At 35.8% G+C, this 18,473-nt stretch carries 17 protein-coding genes; 10 read left to right on the top strand and 7 right to left on the bottom strand.

The annotated features are described in order from the left end of the window. The first annotated feature begins 135 nt into the window (after positions 1 to 135). From KORDIASMS9_RS12635 to KORDIASMS9_RS12615, 6 genes are all read left to right on the top strand, one after another. Positions 136 to 1,209 (top strand): DUF3810 domain-containing protein, encoded by a 1,074-nt coding sequence (locus KORDIASMS9_RS12635; protein ID WP_114905240.1) that lies wholly within the window; start codon positions 136 to 138, stop codon positions 1,207 to 1,209. A gap of 34 nt (positions 1,210 to 1,243) precedes the next feature. Continuing rightward, positions 1,244 to 2,026 (top strand): hypothetical protein, encoded by a 783-nt coding sequence (locus KORDIASMS9_RS12630; RefSeq protein ID WP_162819924.1) that lies wholly within the window; start codon positions 1,244 to 1,246, stop codon positions 2,024 to 2,026. Between the two features lie 304 nt (positions 2,027 to 2,330). Continuing rightward, positions 2,331 to 2,522, top strand: coding sequence for a class I lanthipeptide (locus KORDIASMS9_RS24005; protein WP_205317983.1), 192 nt, complete (start codon positions 2,331 to 2,333; stop codon positions 2,520 to 2,522). Positions 2,523 to 2,745: 223 nt separating this feature from the next. After that, entirely contained in the window at positions 2,746 to 5,721 is a 2,976-nt protein-coding gene (locus KORDIASMS9_RS12625; protein ID WP_205317982.1) for an amidohydrolase family protein, read from the top strand. A gap of 12 nt (positions 5,722 to 5,733) precedes the next feature. Further along, on the top strand, positions 5,734 to 7,032 hold the full coding sequence (locus KORDIASMS9_RS12620) for an amidohydrolase family protein (protein ID WP_114903178.1): 1,299 nt from the start codon (positions 5,734 to 5,736) through the stop codon (positions 7,030 to 7,032). A gap of 44 nt (positions 7,033 to 7,076) precedes the next feature. Then, a complete protein-coding gene (locus KORDIASMS9_RS12615) occupies positions 7,077 to 7,496 on the top strand; it encodes a hypothetical protein (RefSeq protein WP_114903177.1) in 420 nt (139 codons plus the stop codon). A gap of 82 nt (positions 7,497 to 7,578) precedes the next feature. On the opposite strand, the gene KORDIASMS9_RS12610 is transcribed toward KORDIASMS9_RS12615, so the two are convergent. The 3 genes from KORDIASMS9_RS12610 to KORDIASMS9_RS12600 form a co-directional block, all read right to left on the bottom strand. Further along, entirely contained in the window at positions 7,579 to 8,400 is an 822-nt protein-coding gene (locus KORDIASMS9_RS12610; protein WP_162819923.1) for a DUF6503 family protein, read from the bottom strand. Positions 8,401 to 8,488: 88 nt separating this feature from the next. After that, positions 8,489 to 9,244 (bottom strand): arylamine N-acetyltransferase, encoded by a 756-nt coding sequence (locus tag KORDIASMS9_RS12605; RefSeq protein WP_205317981.1) that lies wholly within the window; start codon positions 9,242 to 9,244, stop codon positions 8,489 to 8,491. Positions 9,245 to 9,261: 17 nt separating this feature from the next. Beyond that, positions 9,262 to 10,008, bottom strand: coding sequence for an SGNH/GDSL hydrolase family protein (locus tag KORDIASMS9_RS12600; RefSeq protein WP_371412741.1), 747 nt, complete (start codon positions 10,006 to 10,008; stop codon positions 9,262 to 9,264). Positions 10,009 to 10,132: 124 nt separating this feature from the next. On the opposite strand from KORDIASMS9_RS12600, the gene KORDIASMS9_RS12595 reads away from it, so the two are divergent. Beyond that, positions 10,133 to 10,939, top strand: coding sequence for an RNA methyltransferase (locus tag KORDIASMS9_RS12595; protein WP_114903175.1), 807 nt, complete (start codon positions 10,133 to 10,135; stop codon positions 10,937 to 10,939). Positions 10,940 to 10,991: 52 nt separating this feature from the next. Here KORDIASMS9_RS12595 and KORDIASMS9_RS12590 read toward each other — a convergent pair whose 3' ends face one another. Further along, complete coding sequence (locus KORDIASMS9_RS12590; protein ID WP_114903174.1) at positions 10,992 to 11,183, bottom strand: hypothetical protein; 192 nt, start codon at positions 11,181 to 11,183, stop codon at positions 10,992 to 10,994. Positions 11,184 to 11,355: 172 nt separating this feature from the next. On the opposite strand from KORDIASMS9_RS12590, the gene KORDIASMS9_RS12585 reads away from it, so the two are divergent. Next, positions 11,356 to 13,569 (top strand): bifunctional (p)ppGpp synthetase/guanosine-3',5'-bis(diphosphate) 3'-pyrophosphohydrolase, encoded by a 2,214-nt coding sequence (locus tag KORDIASMS9_RS12585; RefSeq protein WP_114903173.1) that lies wholly within the window; start codon positions 11,356 to 11,358, stop codon positions 13,567 to 13,569. 195 nt (positions 13,570 to 13,764) lie between these two features. Here the strand turns inward: KORDIASMS9_RS12585 and KORDIASMS9_RS12580 are convergent, their stop codons facing one another. The 3 genes from KORDIASMS9_RS12580 to KORDIASMS9_RS12570 all read right to left on the bottom strand — a co-directional run bounded on the left by KORDIASMS9_RS12580 (position 13,765) and on the right by KORDIASMS9_RS12570 (position 16,096). Further along, positions 13,765 to 15,366, bottom strand: coding sequence for a leucine-rich repeat domain-containing protein (locus KORDIASMS9_RS12580; protein ID WP_114903172.1), 1,602 nt, complete (start codon positions 15,364 to 15,366; stop codon positions 13,765 to 13,767). Positions 15,367 to 15,564: 198 nt separating this feature from the next. Further along, a complete protein-coding gene (locus KORDIASMS9_RS12575; RefSeq protein ID WP_114903171.1) occupies positions 15,565 to 15,798 on the bottom strand; it encodes a hypothetical protein in 234 nt (77 codons plus the stop codon). A 34-nt stretch (positions 15,799 to 15,832) separates the two neighbouring features. Continuing rightward, positions 15,833 to 16,096, bottom strand: a complete 264-nt coding sequence (locus tag KORDIASMS9_RS12570; protein ID WP_114903170.1) for a hypothetical protein — start codon at positions 16,094 to 16,096, stop codon at positions 15,833 to 15,835. A gap of 426 nt (positions 16,097 to 16,522) precedes the next feature. Here KORDIASMS9_RS12570 and KORDIASMS9_RS12565 point away from each other — a divergent pair, with 426 nt between their 5' ends. Both KORDIASMS9_RS12565 and KORDIASMS9_RS12560 read left to right on the top strand, forming a co-directional pair. Further along, positions 16,523 to 16,963, top strand: coding sequence for a Fur family transcriptional regulator (locus tag KORDIASMS9_RS12565; protein WP_114905236.1), 441 nt, complete (start codon positions 16,523 to 16,525; stop codon positions 16,961 to 16,963). Positions 16,964 to 16,994: 31 nt separating this feature from the next. Further along, positions 16,995 to 18,266: an adenylosuccinate synthase gene (locus tag KORDIASMS9_RS12560; RefSeq protein ID WP_114903169.1), complete on the top strand. Its 1,272-nt coding sequence runs from the start codon at positions 16,995 to 16,997 to the stop codon at positions 18,264 to 18,266. Positions 18,267 to 18,473: the final 207 nt, after the last annotated feature.

The raw sequence follows: 18,473 nt of genomic DNA, 5'->3' as shown, positions 1-18,473 counted from the left end.
TGATCGTTTTTTGCGAAATACCTTGCAAAATTGTTGTCAATATGACAAAAATATCACGTCAACATCGAAATAGTGATTTAGTTTTTTTACATTAGCTACGTCTCATTTTCCCGAATGTGTTCAAATGTATTGCTTATGACCAAGAGAACAAAAATTTTAATTGCCCTTTCTTTTCCTATACAATTCTTTCTTATCAAATTTCTCAGCTATTATCCCGAGTTTGTAGAAACGTATTACAGCAATGGATTGTATCCGTATATTTCAAAACTTTTTCGCATTGTTTTTGGATGGATTCCATTCTCCATCGGTGATGTTTTTTATACAATCGCAGGAATTTTAATCATTCGCTATATTTATAAAAATTACCGTTTGGTTCGCACAGAATACAAACGAATTTTGATTGACATTTACATCACAATCACAGTGGCATACTTTGCATTTCATTTGTTGTGGGGTATGAATTATTACCGTTTGCCTTTATACAAATCGCTTGAATTGGATCGAAAATATTCAACGGAACAATTAGTAGATTTCACCGAAAGAGTGATCGCGAAAGCCAACGCCACACAATTTAAAATTACACAAAACGATACCGTAAAAGTGGAAGTTCCATACGCAACAAGTGAAATTTTTGAAAAAACCATGAACGGTTATGAAAATTTCAGTGTGAAGCAACCGCGATTTCAATTTACAAATGAAAGCTTAAAAACGTCTATTTACAGTGGATTTTTAACAATTATGGGCTTTAGTGGGTATATCAATCCGTTTACCAACGAAGCACAAGTCAACTATAAAATTCCGGTATACAAATTTGCAGTAACGGCAAGTCATGAAAAAGCACATCAAATTGGGTATTCTGCCGAAAACGAAGCCAATTTTATTGGCTGTATGGCTGCGTTGCATAACGATGATATTTACTTTAAATATGGTGCCTACAATTTTATGACTTGGCATTGTTTAAGAGAAGTATATAACCGAGACAAAGACGAGTACGAACGCTTAAAAGCCACTATAAATCCTGGTATTCAGAAGAATTATGACGAGGTTCGTGCCTTTTGGAATTCACACAAAAACCCGCTAAAACCAATGTTCAAATTCACGTTTGATCAGTTTCTAAAAGCCAACAATCAGTCGAAAGGAATTTTAAGCTACAGCTATGTGGTTTCGTTGTTAGTGAATTATGACAAAAAACACACTATTGTTCCCTAACGTACGAAAACACCGTTTTTCTCGTTACAATAGCATGAATAAAGCCTTTCCTTTGTTGCTCTGTATTTTTTATTTCGCTTGCGCAGATTCGTCTCAAAAAGAAACAAAAACGGTTGCTTCTACAACAACTTCCGAAATCAAAAAGACAATTGCTATTGATCCAAAAACGATTGATTCTACTAAGTTAAACCTCAACTTTACTCCAAAAGGAAACTACGAAGCCATCAAACAATCCATTACGAGAGATCGTTCTTATTTTTCAAAAAAATTACGTCATGGCAAACAAAAAACGATCGATTCTGCGGCTGCATATTTATATGATAAATTACTAAACGAACTGATTCCACATTGGTACGGAACGCCGTGGGATTTTAATGGACATACAAATATTCCAAACTCTGGCGAAATTGCGTGTGGCTATTTTGTTTCTACAACGCTCAAACATTTAGGATTTAAACTCAATCGGTACAAAATGGCACAACAAGCAGGTTTGAACGAAGCCATGACACTTCAAGCCAAAAACAACTTAAAAATATACAGAAACATCTCTCAAAATGATCTCAAAACAAAAATCAATCAAGTCTATCGTGACGGATTGTATTTTGTTGGATTGAGCAATCATGTTGGGTATGTTCTCATTAAAAACAGAGAACTCTACTTTCTACATTCTAGCTATTGTGATAACATCGTAGTCATTGAAAAAGCGGCAACTTCACCATGTTTTCAAAGTGATATGTATGTATTTGCTGAAATCACAACCAACGAAGAACTCGTTCAAAAGTGGATTCAAAATAGTGCAATTCCAATTCAGCAATAATACCAATTTTACTATAAAATGCGACTTAATAAGCGAAGTTGCTTTGACAGTATAGCACGCTGCGAATGTTTTGCATAGCCGTAGCTACGGAAAATAGTCGCAAGGAAATAGAATGCTGAATGAACGAGCTTATCTGTTGCATCTTACAGTAGAATTGGTATAAGGAGTTCTGGCATAAGTCTCAGGCTTATAACAATGACATATTTCTTAAATCTATCGTCTTTTATAAATAACGACTAGTACTTTAGTTGGCTGCTCTCTTTATTTTATACATTTAAAAATCAATTACTTAAAATTTTTATTTATGAAAAAAAAGAATTTAAAAAATTTATCTCTTAACAAAAATTCCATTTCAAAACTTCAGCACTCAACTGTTGGTGGAGTAGAGAAATCGGAGCGAAGAACAAATTGTCCGTATTGTCCACAATCAACAATGGGAACTTCAGTCTGCGAATGGTGCCCTACAATCTGTGGTCCATTCTGTAACGATTGGTAGTATCATTTTAGTGTCAAGTAAGTTTTTGACTTGCTTGACATTAGTTTTAAAAACTGTGATTTTAACAGTCATGTGTGCTGTCGTAAGTCGAGCACTGTCGTAAGTCTGAGATTTATGACAACGCAACGACAAACGTTAAAAAAGTCTTAATACAGTGTACAAAGCACATTCATACCTTATCTTTAAGTTTTTAACTAATCAACCTAAAATTTAAAGTAAAGCAATGAAAAAATCGTATTTGCTGCTGTTACTCCTTTTCTGTAGCCTTACTGCCTTTGCGCAGGATTATTTCCCTAAAAATGATGGCGTAAAAACAGAAAGTCACACCATAACAGCATTTACCAACGCCAAAATTTATGTCACGCCCACACAGGTAATTGACAATGGAACACTTATCATTCAAGATGGAAAAGTTGTTCAAACAGGAGCCAATATTTCTATTCCTAAAAATGCTACTGTCGTAGATATTGCTGGAAAAAGTATCTATCCTTCCTTTATTGATCCGTTTTCTGATTTTGGATTGAAAAAACCGAAAAGATCAGGAAACTGGAGAAATGCACCACAATATGATGCAGGAAGAACAGGATATTATTGGAACGATCATATTCGTCCTGAGACAAATCCTATAGATAAATTTACGTACGACAATAAGAAAGCAACAAGTTTACTAAAAGCAGGTTTCGGAACTGTAAATACACATTTACAAGACGGAATTGTTCGCGGAAACGGAATCTTGGTCGCACTAAATTCAAAAGGCGATAATAGTACACGAATTATAGACAATCGTTCTGCACAATATTTATCATATCAAAAAAGTAATGCTTCTAAACAAAGCTATCCAACTTCGCTAATGGGAGCTATGGCGTTGATTCGTCAAATGTATCACGATGCCGATTGGTATGCAAAAGGCAATGCAAAACGTACCGATTTAGCATTGGAAGCCTTGTTGAAAAATAAAAACTTAATCCAAATATTTCATTCTGGGAACAAACACAATAGCATCAAAACGGACGCTATCGGAGACGAATTCGGAATTCAATATGTATTAGTTGGCGACGGAACTGAGTATGAAAACATCAATGCAATGAAAGCGACGAATGCCTCATTTATCATTCCGATCAACTTTCCAAAAGCGTATGATGTATCCGATCCGTATGCAGCGAGTGTAGTAGAATTGGAAGCGATGAAACATTGGAACCAAGCGCCGTCCAATCCGAAAGCATTGGCAGATCAAGGAATTATGTTTAGCTTTACGATGCACGACACCAAGTCTGGTGCAGAATTTAAAGCAAATTTGCACAAAGCTATCAAATATGGTTTGGACAAAACCAAAGCTTTGGAAGCATTGACCACGATTCCTGCGAAAATTCTACAACAAGAAGACAAAGTAGGAACGCTACAAAATGGACGCCAAGCGAATTTTTTAATTACTTCAGGTGATATTTTTGATCAAAAAACGGTGATCTATGAAAATTGGGTGCAAGGAAATCAAAATGTATTCAAAGACAAATCGCATAGAGATATCCGCGGAAAATATACCTTCAATGTGGCAGGAAATGCCTATGATGTCAACATTGCAGGTTCGCCAGAAAAATTAAAAGCAACCGTCATGAAAGATTCGATGAAGTTAGGTTCAAAAATTTCTTTTAAAAATGATTGGTTACAATTACAATTCACAACCGCAGATACAACCAAAACAGAATTCATTCGTTTAACGTCGCCCGTGAGAAATACAACTTTTTTCTCAGGAAAAGCGTTACTAGCCAATGGATACGAATCTACATTCAACGCTACACAACAAGAAGCTAAAAAAGCAGCCGACAAAAAAGACGGAAAAAAAGATTCCAAGATGGAAGCACCAAAAATGCTGCCTATCTCCTATCCAAATGGCGCGTATGGTTCTGCTAGTTTACCAACGCAAGAAACTGTTTTATTTAAAAATGCTACGGTTTGGACCAATGAAGCCGATGGAATTCTTGAAAATACAGACGTTTTAGTAAAAGATGGGAAAATTTCACGCATTGGAAAAAATCTCAATGCGCGCGGTGCTAGAGTAATTGATGCTACAGGAAAACACTTAACTGCCGGTATTATTGACGAACACTCTCACATAGCTGGATTTACCATCAACGAAGCAGGCCACAATTCTACTGCCGAAGTTAACATGGAAGATGTCGTAAATCCTGAAGATATAGATATTTATAGAAACTTAGCTGGTGGTGTAACTACGATTCAATTGTTACACGGTTCGGCGAATCCAATTGGCGGTCGCTCTGCGATTTTAAGTTTACGTTGGGGACGCTCCGCAGATGAAATGCTCTTCAAAGATGCAGACGGATTTATCAAATTTGCATTGGGTGAAAATGTAAAACAGAGTAATTGGGGAGATACACAAACGACACGTTTTCCACAAACGCGTATGGGTGTGGAACAAGTGTTTACTGATTATTTTCAACGTGCCAGAGAATATGAAGCCAAAAAGAAAACTGGAAACTATCGTTACGATATTGAAATGGAAACGATTGTTGAAATTCTAAACAAAAAACGTTTTGTGTCTTGTCACTCATACGTACAAAGTGAAATCAATATGTTGATGAAAGTCGCTGATAAATTCGGTTTCAACATCAATACATTTACACATATTTTAGAAGGTTACAAAGTTGCTGACAAAATGAAAGAACACGGCGTTGGTGGTTCTACCTTCTCAGATTGGTGGGCATACAAATACGAAGTAAACGACGCAATTCCGTATAACGGTGCTATTATGCATAATGAAGGTGTTGTAGTAGCTTACAATTCGGATGATGGTGAAATGTCTCGCAGATTGAATCAAGAAGCAGCAAAAGCGGTAAAATACGGTGGTGTTTCTGAAGAAGATGCTTGGAAGTTTGTCACACTAAATCCGGCAAAATTATTACATATTGATGACAAAGTGGGAAGTGTAAAAACTGGAAAACAAGCTGATTTGGTCTTGTGGACAGATCACCCAATGTCAATTTACGCGAAAGCACAAACCACCATGATTGAAGGTGCTGTATATTTTGACTTAGATCGTGATGCGTTATTGCGTAGAAACATTCAAAAGGAACGTACTGAACTGATGAATATGATGCTTTTAGAAAAAAATAAAGGCATGAAAACACAACCTCCAAAAAAGAAAGAAAAAGTACATCTTCACTGTGATACTGTTGAATTTTAAATTAGAACTGATATGAAAAAATATATGTATACATACGTATTATGCGTAACTGTTTTGTTTGGAACGTTCAGTTATGCACAACAAACGCCTGCGTCAACTCAATCGCAAGCCATATCCATTGTCGGTGTTACTGCACATATTGGAAATGGACAAGTGATTGAAAATGCGACGCTTGTTTTTGAAAATGGAAAAATTAAAAATATTGGTGCTGCTGCTTCAACTTCAACGGAAGGAAAAGTGATTGATGCGAAAGGAAAACATCTGTATCCTGGATTTATTTCGCCAAATTCTACCCTTGGTTTGGTAGAAGTTGATGCAGTAAGAGCTACGCGTGATCAAGATGAAACGGGGAGTTTCAATCCGCACATTCGCAGTTTGATTGCCTACAATACAGAATCGAAAGTCGTGGAAAGTTGTAGACCAAACGGAATTTTAGTTGCGCAAATTACACCGCGTGGCGGAAGCGTTTCTGGAACTTCTTCTATTGTACAATTAGACGCTTGGAATTGGGAAGATGCTGCCATCAAAGTCGATGACGGAATTCATATGAATTGGCCCAATAATTATTCTCGCGGCCGTTGGTGGTTAGGAGAACCAAGAGGATTGCGTCCAAACAAAGACTATGCAACACAAGTACAAAAAATTCAAAATGTATTTGATGATGCAACTAGTTACCTAAAAAGTTCCAGAAGTCCTAAAAACATACCATACGAAGCGATGGCTGGATTAACGAAAGGAACACAAACATTATTTGTCCATGTAAATACCGAAAAAGGAATTTTAGACGCTATTGAATTTGGAAAGAAAAACAAGGTCAAAATTGTCATTGTTGGCGGTTACCATGCACATAAAGTTGCGACAACTTTACGTCAAAATAACATTCCCGTATTGTTGCACAGAACACATTCAGTGCCACAAATGGACGATGAAGACTATGACATATCTTATAAAAAGGCTAAAATTTTAACAGATGCAGGCGTTTTGGTAGGATTGGAAAATAGTGGACAAATGGAACGTATGAACACGCGTAACTTGCCATTTTTAGCAGGAACCGTTGCAGCTCATGGGTTAGACAAGGAAAAAGCATTGCAGTTAATCACTTCTAACACCGCAAAAATTTTAGGCATTGACGATCGTTTAGGAACTTTAGAAGTTGGTAAGGATGCAACGCTATTTGTAAGTGAAGGCGATGCGTTAGACATGCGTGGCAATATTTTAACGCATGCATTTATCAACGGACGTGACATAAGTTTGGAAACACACCAAACAAAATTGTGGAAACGCTATTCTAAAAAATACAGCAAAAAGTAGTAACTTTATAGGAAAGATTGTTATTGTTTAAAAAATAGACCGTTATGGGAACAATTCGAAAATTTACTTTAGGAATCATGGTGTTTGCTACATTACATTTGGCGGCACAGGAAACCGAAAATATTCAAATGAATGATGAAAATGCTGCGATTGAAAATTTTCAATTGCCATCATTCTCTGAATTGTCCAACAGCATTGCTACTGAATATTCTCAAGTCCGTGACCGCTTGCCAAATTTAGCAACCATTGGTGAACATGTACATAAAGAACTTCGTCGTGGAATGTTAGATATGCATAGTGTATCCACTGCATTTCGTAATTTAACACCTGAACATACGATTCTATCAGACATTACGCCAAGGCGTTTTCAATTGCGTACAACTTTAAACAACATTATGTTTAACGGCTTTGACGCTTTTCAAGCGCATAGTGTAGGTGGATGGCGTGTGTTTGGAGGACAATAAAGCAAACATATTTATATAAAAAATCCTCTTCAATTGAAGAGGATTTTTTGTTGCTATACTTTTCTTTTTCTATATGATTTTTTTATCCTTTTGGAACAACAACTGCGCCTTCTGGACGCTCGTACATTGTATTTTCCATTGTTTTGGTTGTCAAACTTACATTGTCAAAACTTACAGAATTTCTGGCGTCGAGTAACTTTCCTTCTTCATCAGTTTTGTGCCATGTAATTACTTTTGGCAATACAACTCCATTCACTTTTTGCCAATCTTCGTACCGAATGTAGCTTATCTTATTGCTAGGTTTTCCATTGAAATACGTAACTGTATAACCTAACCATTCCATTTGATACGTTTCAGGATTGTAATAAATAAAGTAATTATCTTCTGGAGAATCGCCAACATTTTCTCCATACGAAATTTCATATCCTGGATACAAAATATTTTCATACTCTAAACTTTTGGTGGTATCATACGTAATTCCATCGTCACCCAAAACAAAAGGCATCGCATAGAAATAAAAATATAAATTATGATAAAAACGAGCGTTTCCGCGAAATGCTGTCGAGTCTTTTTGCGCCAACCAAACATCTTTTCCATCATACCCAATCGTATAATTTTTTCCTTCCAAACGCGTTTTGCGAGAATGTAAGTCTGTAATGTGTTTCTCCGTCATTTGCGGCTTTACCATTTCATACACCAAAGTTTGTGCTGCGTTCCACTTATCAATTCCGCCATGGGCATTAAATACTTTTTGTAGTTTATCTGGATATATTTTTGGAATGACTTTCGTCGTTTCTTTCGAGGTTTCTTTCGAAGTATCTTTTGGAGTTTCTTCCTTTTTCTGGGTATTGTTACAAGCAACTACCAAGAACAATCCGAATAGTACTAACATTATTTTTTTCATTATGAATGGTTTTAGTTTGTTTTTAGGTCGAACTGCTTTTGGAATCATTACAGAATTCATTGAGTAGTTGTAAAAATTATAAGTCCGTTCACAAATCGACTTGAAATAGTTCTTTTAGATAGTTGTGAAATTCAGCTTCACTTTGAATCACTCTGGATTCAATCTCATCATTCTTTGTAATCTTTAAAGTATTCCCCGTAATGGTAGTTCTTCCGTTTTTGTTAGGAAGTGTAATTAATCTTTTTCGAGTGAAATGCGAATCGGGACTTGTTTGATGATATGTACACATTTCAGTATATGCAGAAAGTTCTCGTGACTGTGTAGTAAAAATATATTCAGGCAAACGTGTTCCATTTGCAATTTTGCTCACGCGCAAATAATCCGCATCGTGTTTTTCAATAATAAAACTTCCTCTTGGGTCTTCTTGAATGGTATCAAGTTCAAACAATAAAGGTTCAAATGCAAATTCACCAAAACCAACATCTGTCAAATACGATTGATGATCAATGGTAACTAGAATTGCAAAATGATCAAATTCTTGTCCGTAACCTTGCTCTTGATCATACACACGCGCTGAAATTCGCTTGGCATCAAAACCTAACGCAATGAGCAATTCGTAAAATAATCCGTTTAACTCATAACAAAATCCACCTCTATTTCGATTGACAATTTTATCAAAAATCTTCTCAACAGACAGCACAATAGGAACATTTGCATGAATATCTAAATTTTCAAAAGGAACATGCAACAAATGAGCGGTTTGTAGCTTTTTCAACACTTCCAAAGTAGGTTCAAACGAATCTGTGTAATAAATTCTTTTACAATACCTTTCAACGTATATCATTTATTAAAAACTATTTCTTATTGTAATTTGGTCGTAGCAAAAGGTAACAATCGTTCCACAAATAACGAATACGCTACTTCAGAAGGATGCAAATTATCTTCAGCTACTAATGCAGTGTTGACCAAACCTTCACGTGTAATATCTGTAATATTCACAAAGGTGATTGCATTGGCGACACAATAACTTTCCGCAAAATTATTGTACTGATCTATTTCTTGTGAAGTCACCGTTGGATTTCCAAATGCTTGTCCAAACGGAGTAAACGCATAATCTGGAATAGACACTACAATGACATTATTGGCATCACCTTGTGCAAAATTGATCGCTTTTGTAACCAATGCTGGAAACTCATCTTCGTACAACGAAAAAGGACGTCCTTGAAATTGATTGTTTACTCCAATTAATAGTGTAACCAAATCATAAGTGTTCGTTGGGTTTTCATCAGCAATTGCATTCAAAAGACTGGTAGTAGTCCAACCTGTTTGTGCAATGACATCTACACTAAAACTATCAACTACAGGAAAGGTAGCCACAAGACTATCTTTTAGTTGCACAGGAAAACGACAAGTTTCGCAGACGCTTTGTCCTATGGTATAACTATCGCCTAAAGATAAAATTTGATACGATTGCGGGATAACTGGTGGATCTTCATCAGATTCAACAGGTACTGGATTTGGCATATTTGGCATATCTGGCAATCCACCATCTAACGTACAACTAAAGATACTAACCGAAAGTACTACTACTAAAACTCTGATTTTCATATTCATTTTCAACTTTACACAAAAGTACAACATTGCAACCTCAAAAGAAACTATTCAAAAAAAAGTACGAGAATCAGCTAGGATTCTATGATTACACAACAAATCTCTTTCCTATATTTGCAATATGTACAAACAAATTTCTAGCACACAAAATTCGCTCGTAAAATATATGTTGCAGCTTCAAGAAAAATCGCGAAGTCGCAGAAAAGAAGGGAAATTTGTGTTGGAAGGCTTTCGCGAATTAACACTAGCATTGGAAGGAAATTACACAATTGACACCTTGTTGTTTTATCCTGAGATTTGTTCCTACGAACGTATAAAAACCATCTTAGAAAATACCTCAAATACGCCCGAATGTATTGAAATTTCTAAGGAAGTATTTCAAAAACTTGCCTATCGCAGTAGTACAGAAGGTATATTGGCAATCATGAAAACGAAAGTGCATTCGCTTGACAGTATTGCATTTCATAATGAAAATCCGTTAATTTTAGTCGCAGAAGCACCCGAAAAACCTGGAAATATTGGCGCATTGCTAAGAACCGCAGATGCTGCCAATGTTGATGCTGTATTAATCGCGAATCCGAAAACCGATTTATACAATCCGAATATTGTACGCTCTAGCGTAGGTTGTGTATTTACGACACAAATTGCCACAGGAAACACCTCTGAAATCATTGCATTTTTACAAAATAAAAACATTGCGATGTATTGTGCGGCGTTGACTGCTTCTGAACACTATCATATACAAGACTTTCAAAAAGCAAGCGCTATTGTCGTAGGTACAGAAGCCACAGGTTTGAGTGATGAATGGTTGCAAAATGCTACCCAAAATATCATCATTCCCATGCAAGGAAAAATTGATTCTATGAATGTTTCAGTTGCTGCCGCTATCATCCTTTTTGAAGCCAAGCGACAGCGTAATTTTAAGTAACACAGTCATTTGATATAAAATCAACACTCATTTTACATCAAACTTATGCTATTTAGTCAAAAGAAGGACAGCTGTTTAGTAGCAAACACTTGCCACCAAAAGTGAATGGCACACAAACCCAACAATCTGGCGTTCCACAATCGGATGTTTGCGAACACGGTCCAAATCCGCCACCAGCTACGATGTTGCTTTGTTCAGTTTTACTTAAAACTTGTACTTCTTTAATGTTTAAAATGCTTTTCATGATAGTCTGTTTTTGGTTAGATCAATAATTTACATAAAATACTGAAAATCAACGCCCAATTTTCACGTACTAAATGTATGGGAATCCAATATGTTTTTTAGAAACAGCTTTATCTTTTGAAATTCATCGTACATACTTGTTTCTTACATATCTTTATAGTAATTTTAAATGTATGACGGAAATTGAGATTGAAAAAGAAAATGCAGCCATTGCAAAACAGTACAAAGAACTGTTGCGTATTAGTTATCAAGAGCTTACTTCGGAAGATAAAAAAATCATTCGCAAAGCCTTTGATGTTGCCGTAGATGCGCATAAAGATCAACGAAGAAAAAGTGGCGAAGCGTATATTTTTCATCCAATTGCAGTGGCTAAAATTGTAGCTTCTGAAATTGGTATGGACGCCACTTCTATTGCTTCTGCCCTATTGCACGATGTCTTTGAAGATACTGAGTATACGCTCGAAGATATTGAACAAGAATTTGGTGTAGCAGTTGCCAAGATTGTAGATGGACTCACAAAAATTTCGCATCTTAAAAAAGACAAAGATGTCTCGCTGCAAGCAGAAAACTTCCGTAAAATGCTCTTGACAATCAATGATGATGTCCGTGTAATTATCATCAAAATTGCGGATCGTTTGCACAATATGCAGACAATGGATTCTATGCCTGCGCATAAACAAGTCAAAATTGCTTCGGAAACCTTATATATTTATGCGCCGTTGGCACATCGTATTGGGTTGTATAACATTAAAACTGAATTGGAAGATTTAGGGTTAAAATATACAGAACCTGAGGTTTTTAAGGATATTGAAAACAAAATTGAGGAAAGCAAAGAGCAACAACAAGAATACATTGACAACTTTTCTTCTATCATTAAAAATTCGTTGGACAAAGAAGAGTTTGATTACACCATAAAAGGTCGTTTCAAGTCTATCTTTTCTATCCGAAGAAAAATGGTAAAACAAGGCGTAACTTTTGATGAAGTGTATGATAAATTTGCCATCCGAATTATCTACAATACTGAAAATTTAGAGAATGAAAAGTTCATTGCGTGGAAAATATATTCGATTGTAACCGATCATTTTAGACCAAATCCTGTGCGTTTGCGCGATTGGATTTCCTCTCCGAAATCAACAGGATATGAAGCGCTACACATAACCGTTATGGGACCTGAAGGACGTTGGGTAGAAGTGCAAATTCGTTCGCATCGTATGCATGAAATTGCAGAGAAAGGTTATGCAGCACACTTTAAATACAAACAAGGTGAACAGAAAGAACAAGGATTGGAACCTTGGCTAAACAAACTCCAAGAAGCACTTGAAAACCAAACGGCAAATGCAGTCGATTTTGTAGAAGAGTTTAAGCTGAATTTATATGCGAAAGAAATTTTCGTGTTTACGCCTACGGGCGATTTAAAATCGTTGCCAAAAGGTGCAACGCCGCTCGATTTTGCGTTTAGTATTCATACACAAGTTGGCTATCACACGCGTGGCGCGAAAGTGAACGGAAAATTAGTTCCACTCAGTCACGAATTGAAAAGTGGCGATCAAGTTGAAATTATTACGTCAGACAAATCGAAACCAAATGCCAATTGGCTAGACTATGCGACGACTTCCAGAGCGCGCTCTCGAATCAAATCTTCATTAAGAGAAGAAAAGAAAGAGATTGCCGAAGAAGGAAAAGAAATATTGCGTCGAAAACTAAAACAATTAAAAATTCCGTTGGATGAAAAAGCAATCAACGAATTGGTAAGTCACTTTAAGCTAAAAACGAGTTTAGACTTATTTTACCGTGTCGGAATTGGAACGATTGACAATCAGAAGTTAAAGGAATTTGCAGCACAACGCAGCAACAGTATTTTTAAGTTCTTTAAGAATAAAATACGACGTGGTCCTTCTGCACCAAGCGAAGAAATCAACCAGCCAGAAGTGTCCAATCGCTATGATATGCTGGTGTTTGGAAAAGAAGAAGAAAAGCTCAGTTACAAATTGGCAAATTGTTGCAACCCAATTCCTGGCGATCCTGTTTTTGGATTCATCACGGTAAACGAAGGCATCAAAGTACATAAAAAAGATTGTCCAAATGCGGTAAGTTTACAGGCAAATTACGCCTATCGAATTATGATTGCCAAATGGATTGATTCTTCTCAGGAAGAATTTACCGCCATGTTAGAATTTACTGGAATTGACAATATGGGATTGGTGAATGAAGTGACAAAAATCATTTCCAACAACATGCACGTAAACATCAGAAACATTAGTTTTGATACGAACGATGGAATTTTCACAGGAAGAATCATGGTGATTGTAAAAAACAATACCATTTTAAAACGCTTGATCACAAATTTGAAAAAGATCAACGGAATTGAAAAAGTAACGCGTGCGTAATGTTCCAATAAATTAAGTACTAATTGCTTTTTACAGTCAATTTGGTATTATAAAAAACCTCCTTAGGTTTTTTTTGCGCGGTTTGCTATTTTTACAAAAACAAAGATATGTCATTGATTAACAATGCATTATATGAAATCTAACTTTTTAAAGCATTGTAAGTAATTACAAGTTTCTACATTGAACTAGAACGCATTACTTGCGCCAAAACTCCCACCATTTTTTAGTGCTTTTCTTTGTGGTGTTAGAGAGATTCGTTTTTTGTGATGTTTGTTTTTTTGTATTTTTCAACTCTTGCTGCGTTTTACTTTTTCCTTCTTCTATTTTTTGCCGCCTAAGTGTATCTTTTCTACTACTAATTGCACTGTCAATATCTGTTTTCAATCCTTCTGGAATTCGCAATTTTAAGCCTTCCAAATACTCAATATCAAATGGATTTACAACTATTTGCAACCATTTCAAGTTTGGCAAATTGATAAGTGCAAAATCGGGAAGTATTGTGAGTGTATTAAATCGCACATCCAATTGTTCAAGATGTTGAAGTTGCGCAATAGATTCAGGAATCGTTGTCAATTGATTCGTTGCAACATTCAATGTTTTCAAACTGTGAATGTTCACAACACTTTCAGGGAAACTCGTAAATGAATTGTATTGCAAAAACAGCTTTTCAAGATGCTTCAACTCTATAATAGACTTAGGCAATTGATCGAGTTGATTTGAACTTAGGTCTAACTGTTTTAGTTTCGGTAATTTCCCTATTTTTTCTGTTACAAACTGTAGTTTGTTTCTACTTAAATTTAGAAACTCTAGATTTTTTAGCATGTATATCTGCTTTGGAATTCGTTCAAGTTGATTGCTCGAAATTGTCAGGCTTTTAAGTGCTGTAAGCTTACATATTTCTATTGGAATTGTGTCCATCTTATTAAATGAAAAGGAAAGTGATGTTAAGTTCTTTAAGAGTTGTATTGAACTGGGAATGGCTTCAATTTCTTTGCCATAAAATGCAAGTTTTTTAATTTCGTTAAGTAGTACTACTTTTTCCTTTGCTTCAATATCCACGGGAGTATTTCGGTAGCCGTAAATCATGTTGTGTGCAACTAACCAATCAAAAAAATCTTCAAAGTCTTCGAGATTTTCTACTTCAATTTTTTCACCTAAAATAGCAAGTCGTTTTCTTCGTTCTGTTAATGATTCTAATTTATGAAAATCTACAAACTCATTCGCTATTTCTTTTTCATCTTCAGGACTCCAACTTACATAATTTCCAACATTCCAATCGCCAACCTCTAGCAATTTAGAATTGTGAAATGCGGCGCCAAAACCATGTTCTTCGTCCCAAGTACAGCCACCTGTAAAGCCAATCCCTGCGACACCATCTGTTCCAGCGTTGCATATATGTATTGCTCCAATTTCAAAATAATTGATCATATCACGCATCTCATCTACGACAGGAAAACCATGTTTATTGTTTGATGTAAATGTCCTTCCATTGTAACCTTTACGCTCATAGCTCGTTTCTACATACGGACCGTAAAACTCCATGAAATATTCTTCATGTTGTTTTAGGTATTGTATCAAAGTCTCAAGCATTTGATCTGTGTTTGCTACTAAGAAATCATGAGCTTCAAGCTGCGCTTTGCTAGGTTCAGTTTCTTCATCTGTATCGAAAAAATTGACTTCGATCGATCGATTACTGCTATTTTTTTGCAAATAAGGTGTAAAACTTGGGAATAGCTCGTCAAACGTAGTATAATACCCTAATTCTTCATTTTCAGTGAGTTCGAGTTCGGGAAGCATAACAATGGATTGTTTTTATATGGATTAAGCTGAAAGTTAATAAATAATTCCATACAAAAACATTCTATAAGTTAAGAGGTTTCTATAAAAGCTACAAGTACATCAGAGAAAATGACAACAAGCGTTTTAAAATAAAAAAAACTGCCCAACATGATTCGGATTGTCAGACAGCTTTTATGATATTCTACGATTCATTCTTTAATTGCTGCATTGATCTGTATTGCAATTCTCTTTTATTCGTGTTGTCGTTGGACATTGCATACTGCAATTACATGTAGCAATAAGTGTACATGCATCACCTTTGGTATTCAATGGTTGCGGATCAGAACCTACTGGAATTGGATCCGTTCCTCCTTGAATTTTGGAAATATCCAAATGAGAAATCACTTTTTTACCCAATCGTAATTTCGTTTTAAATTCCTTTTTTTTCATATTGGTTACTTTTTAAATAAATGTTTCAATTATTTTAACAATTAAAATCGCATGCAGTACGTACACAACTTGGCGGATTGGTTCCACAATCATGCGATGGAGGACAACCTTCTCTGGTCTCTACAGGACATATATCTGGTTTGGTGAAATGCTCAATCGTAATTTTAATCGTATTGATAATGACATACGTTGCGGCTTGCACAACAGTATCAGTTCCTCCTCGGAGACTTTCGGTTTGTAATTTAGAAATGATGTTTTTCCCTAGATGTAGACGTGAATTGAATTCCTTTTTTTTCATGAGATGATTGTTTTTTAGGTTTGTTAATCGTTTGATTATGCATTAATCATGACAATAGGATTGTCTTCTTTTAGAAAAATGCTTGTTATATACATTGGCAAGTATCTTTAGACAACGAAGTATAAAAAGGCATGCTGTATTTTTAGTACGTATCATACCGCAAAGAATACTTCGTTCACATCAAAAAAGACACAAACTACAGTACCGTTTTACATGTAATTTAGGAGAGTACACATTTCTGATAATCAGAAACATACTTATTAAAAGTACATTTTTAAAAAAGAAAAAGCAAACAAAAGCAGATAAGAAGCTTGAAAATTAGTCATACTTTACGATTGCATTCAAATTCCCGAGACGAATATGCCACAAAATTTGAAAAATAAGTGTAAATTTGCCTTTTAATCTTCAGCCAAGATGCAACAAAACATGGAGGAAAATAATCAGGAAATTGTCAAAAACGTTTTTACGAAGTTTTTAGAGGATAATGGACATCGAAAAACCCCTGAACGCTTTGCGATTCTACAAGAAATCTACGACAGTGAAGAACACTTCGATATAGAGTCTCTTTACATCAAAATGAAAAATAAAAATTACCGTGTAAGTAGAGCAACACTTTACAATACGATAGAACTTTTATTGGACAGCAATTTGGTGCGCAAACATCAGTTTGGACAAAACCAAGCACATTACGAAAAGTCGTATTTTGACAAACAACACGATCACGTAATCCTTACAGATTCTGGCGAAGTGATGGAATTCTGTGATCCAAGAATTCAAATTATCAAAAAAACCATTGAAGAAATTTTTGATATTGACATTCACAATCACTCACTGTATTTCTACGCAACTAAGAAAGAAAAAAACTAGACACAACAACACACTAATATAATTTAAGATAATGGCAGTAGATTTACTACTCGGACTTCAATGGGGAGACGAAGGCAAAGGAAAAATTGTTGACGTACTCACCGCAAACTACGATATTATTGCACGTTTTCAAGGTGGCCCAAACGCAGGACACACGCTAGAGTTTGATGGCATCAAACATGTATTGCGCACCATTCCTTCTGGAATTTTTCACGAAACCGCTACCAACGTCATCGGAAATGGTGTCGTAATTGATCCTGTGGTTTTTAAGAAAGAATTGGACGGTTTGGCACAATTCAACATCAACATTCGTGAAAAACTCATTATTTCTAGAAAAGCACACCTAATTTTACCAACACATCGCTTGCTAGATGCTGCTTCAGAAGCATCGAAAGGAAAAGCAAAAATTGGTTCTACCCTTAAAGGAATTGGGCCAACATACATGGACAAAACGGGCAGAAATGGAATTCGTGTGGGCGATTTAGAATTGAGTAACTGGAAAGAAAAATACCGCGCTTTGACCAACAAGCACGAAGCGATGATCAATTTCTACAATGTAGATGTTCAATACGATTTGCAAGAACTGGAAGAAGAATTTTTTGAAGCCATAAAAGTTTTAAAAACATTACAATTTATTGACAGCGAAGAATATTTACACCAAGCACAAAAAAGTGGAAAAACTATTTTAGCCGAAGGTGCGCAAGGTTCGTTATTAGATATTGACTTTGGAACGTATCCGTTTGTCACCTCATCTACCACAACTGCCGCTGGCGCGTGCACAGGTTTAGGCGTTGCACCAAACAAAATAAAAGACGTTTTCGGAATCTTTAAAGCATACACAACACGTGTAGGTTCTGGGCCTTTTCCAACAGAATTATTTGACGAAGTTGGTTCAGACATGGCACGAATTGGTCATGAATTTGGTGCTGTAACCGGAAGACCAAGACGTTGTGGATGGCTCGATTTAGTGGCTTTAAAATATACAGCTCAAGTAAACGGCGTTACACAACTCATGATGATGAAAGGCGATGTACTTTCTGGGTTTAAAACCTTAAAAGTATGTACCGCTTACACATATAAAGGAGAAACCATTTCGCATTTGCCGTACAATATTGAGCCCGAAAACATTGAACCAATATATACCGATTTTAAAGGTTGGAAAGAAGATTTGACCAAAATGACAGATCCGTCTCAGTTTCCTAAAGAACTCAATGATTATATTGACTTTTTGGAAAAAGAACTCGAAATTCCGATCAAAATTGTGTCTGTTGGACCCGACAGAACGCAAACGATTCATAGATAAATTGTAAATATATTTCAATAAAAATGTCACTTCGAGCGCAGTCGGGAAGTCATGAATTAGCAGTTATTTTCATATAAATCTCGACTGCGCTCGATTTGACACTTTACATCAATATCAAATTCTTATCAAAAAGAATACTCTTGACAGCTTCCAAAACGGAAGCTTTTTTTAAAACTTATTCCAACTACTTTAACAATTTTTATAGTT

Source organism: Kordia sp. SMS9 (assembly GCF_003352465.1).
Lineage (GTDB): Bacteria > Bacteroidota > Bacteroidia > Flavobacteriales > Flavobacteriaceae > Kordia.
This window is presented reverse-complemented; position numbering and strand designations above follow the sequence as displayed.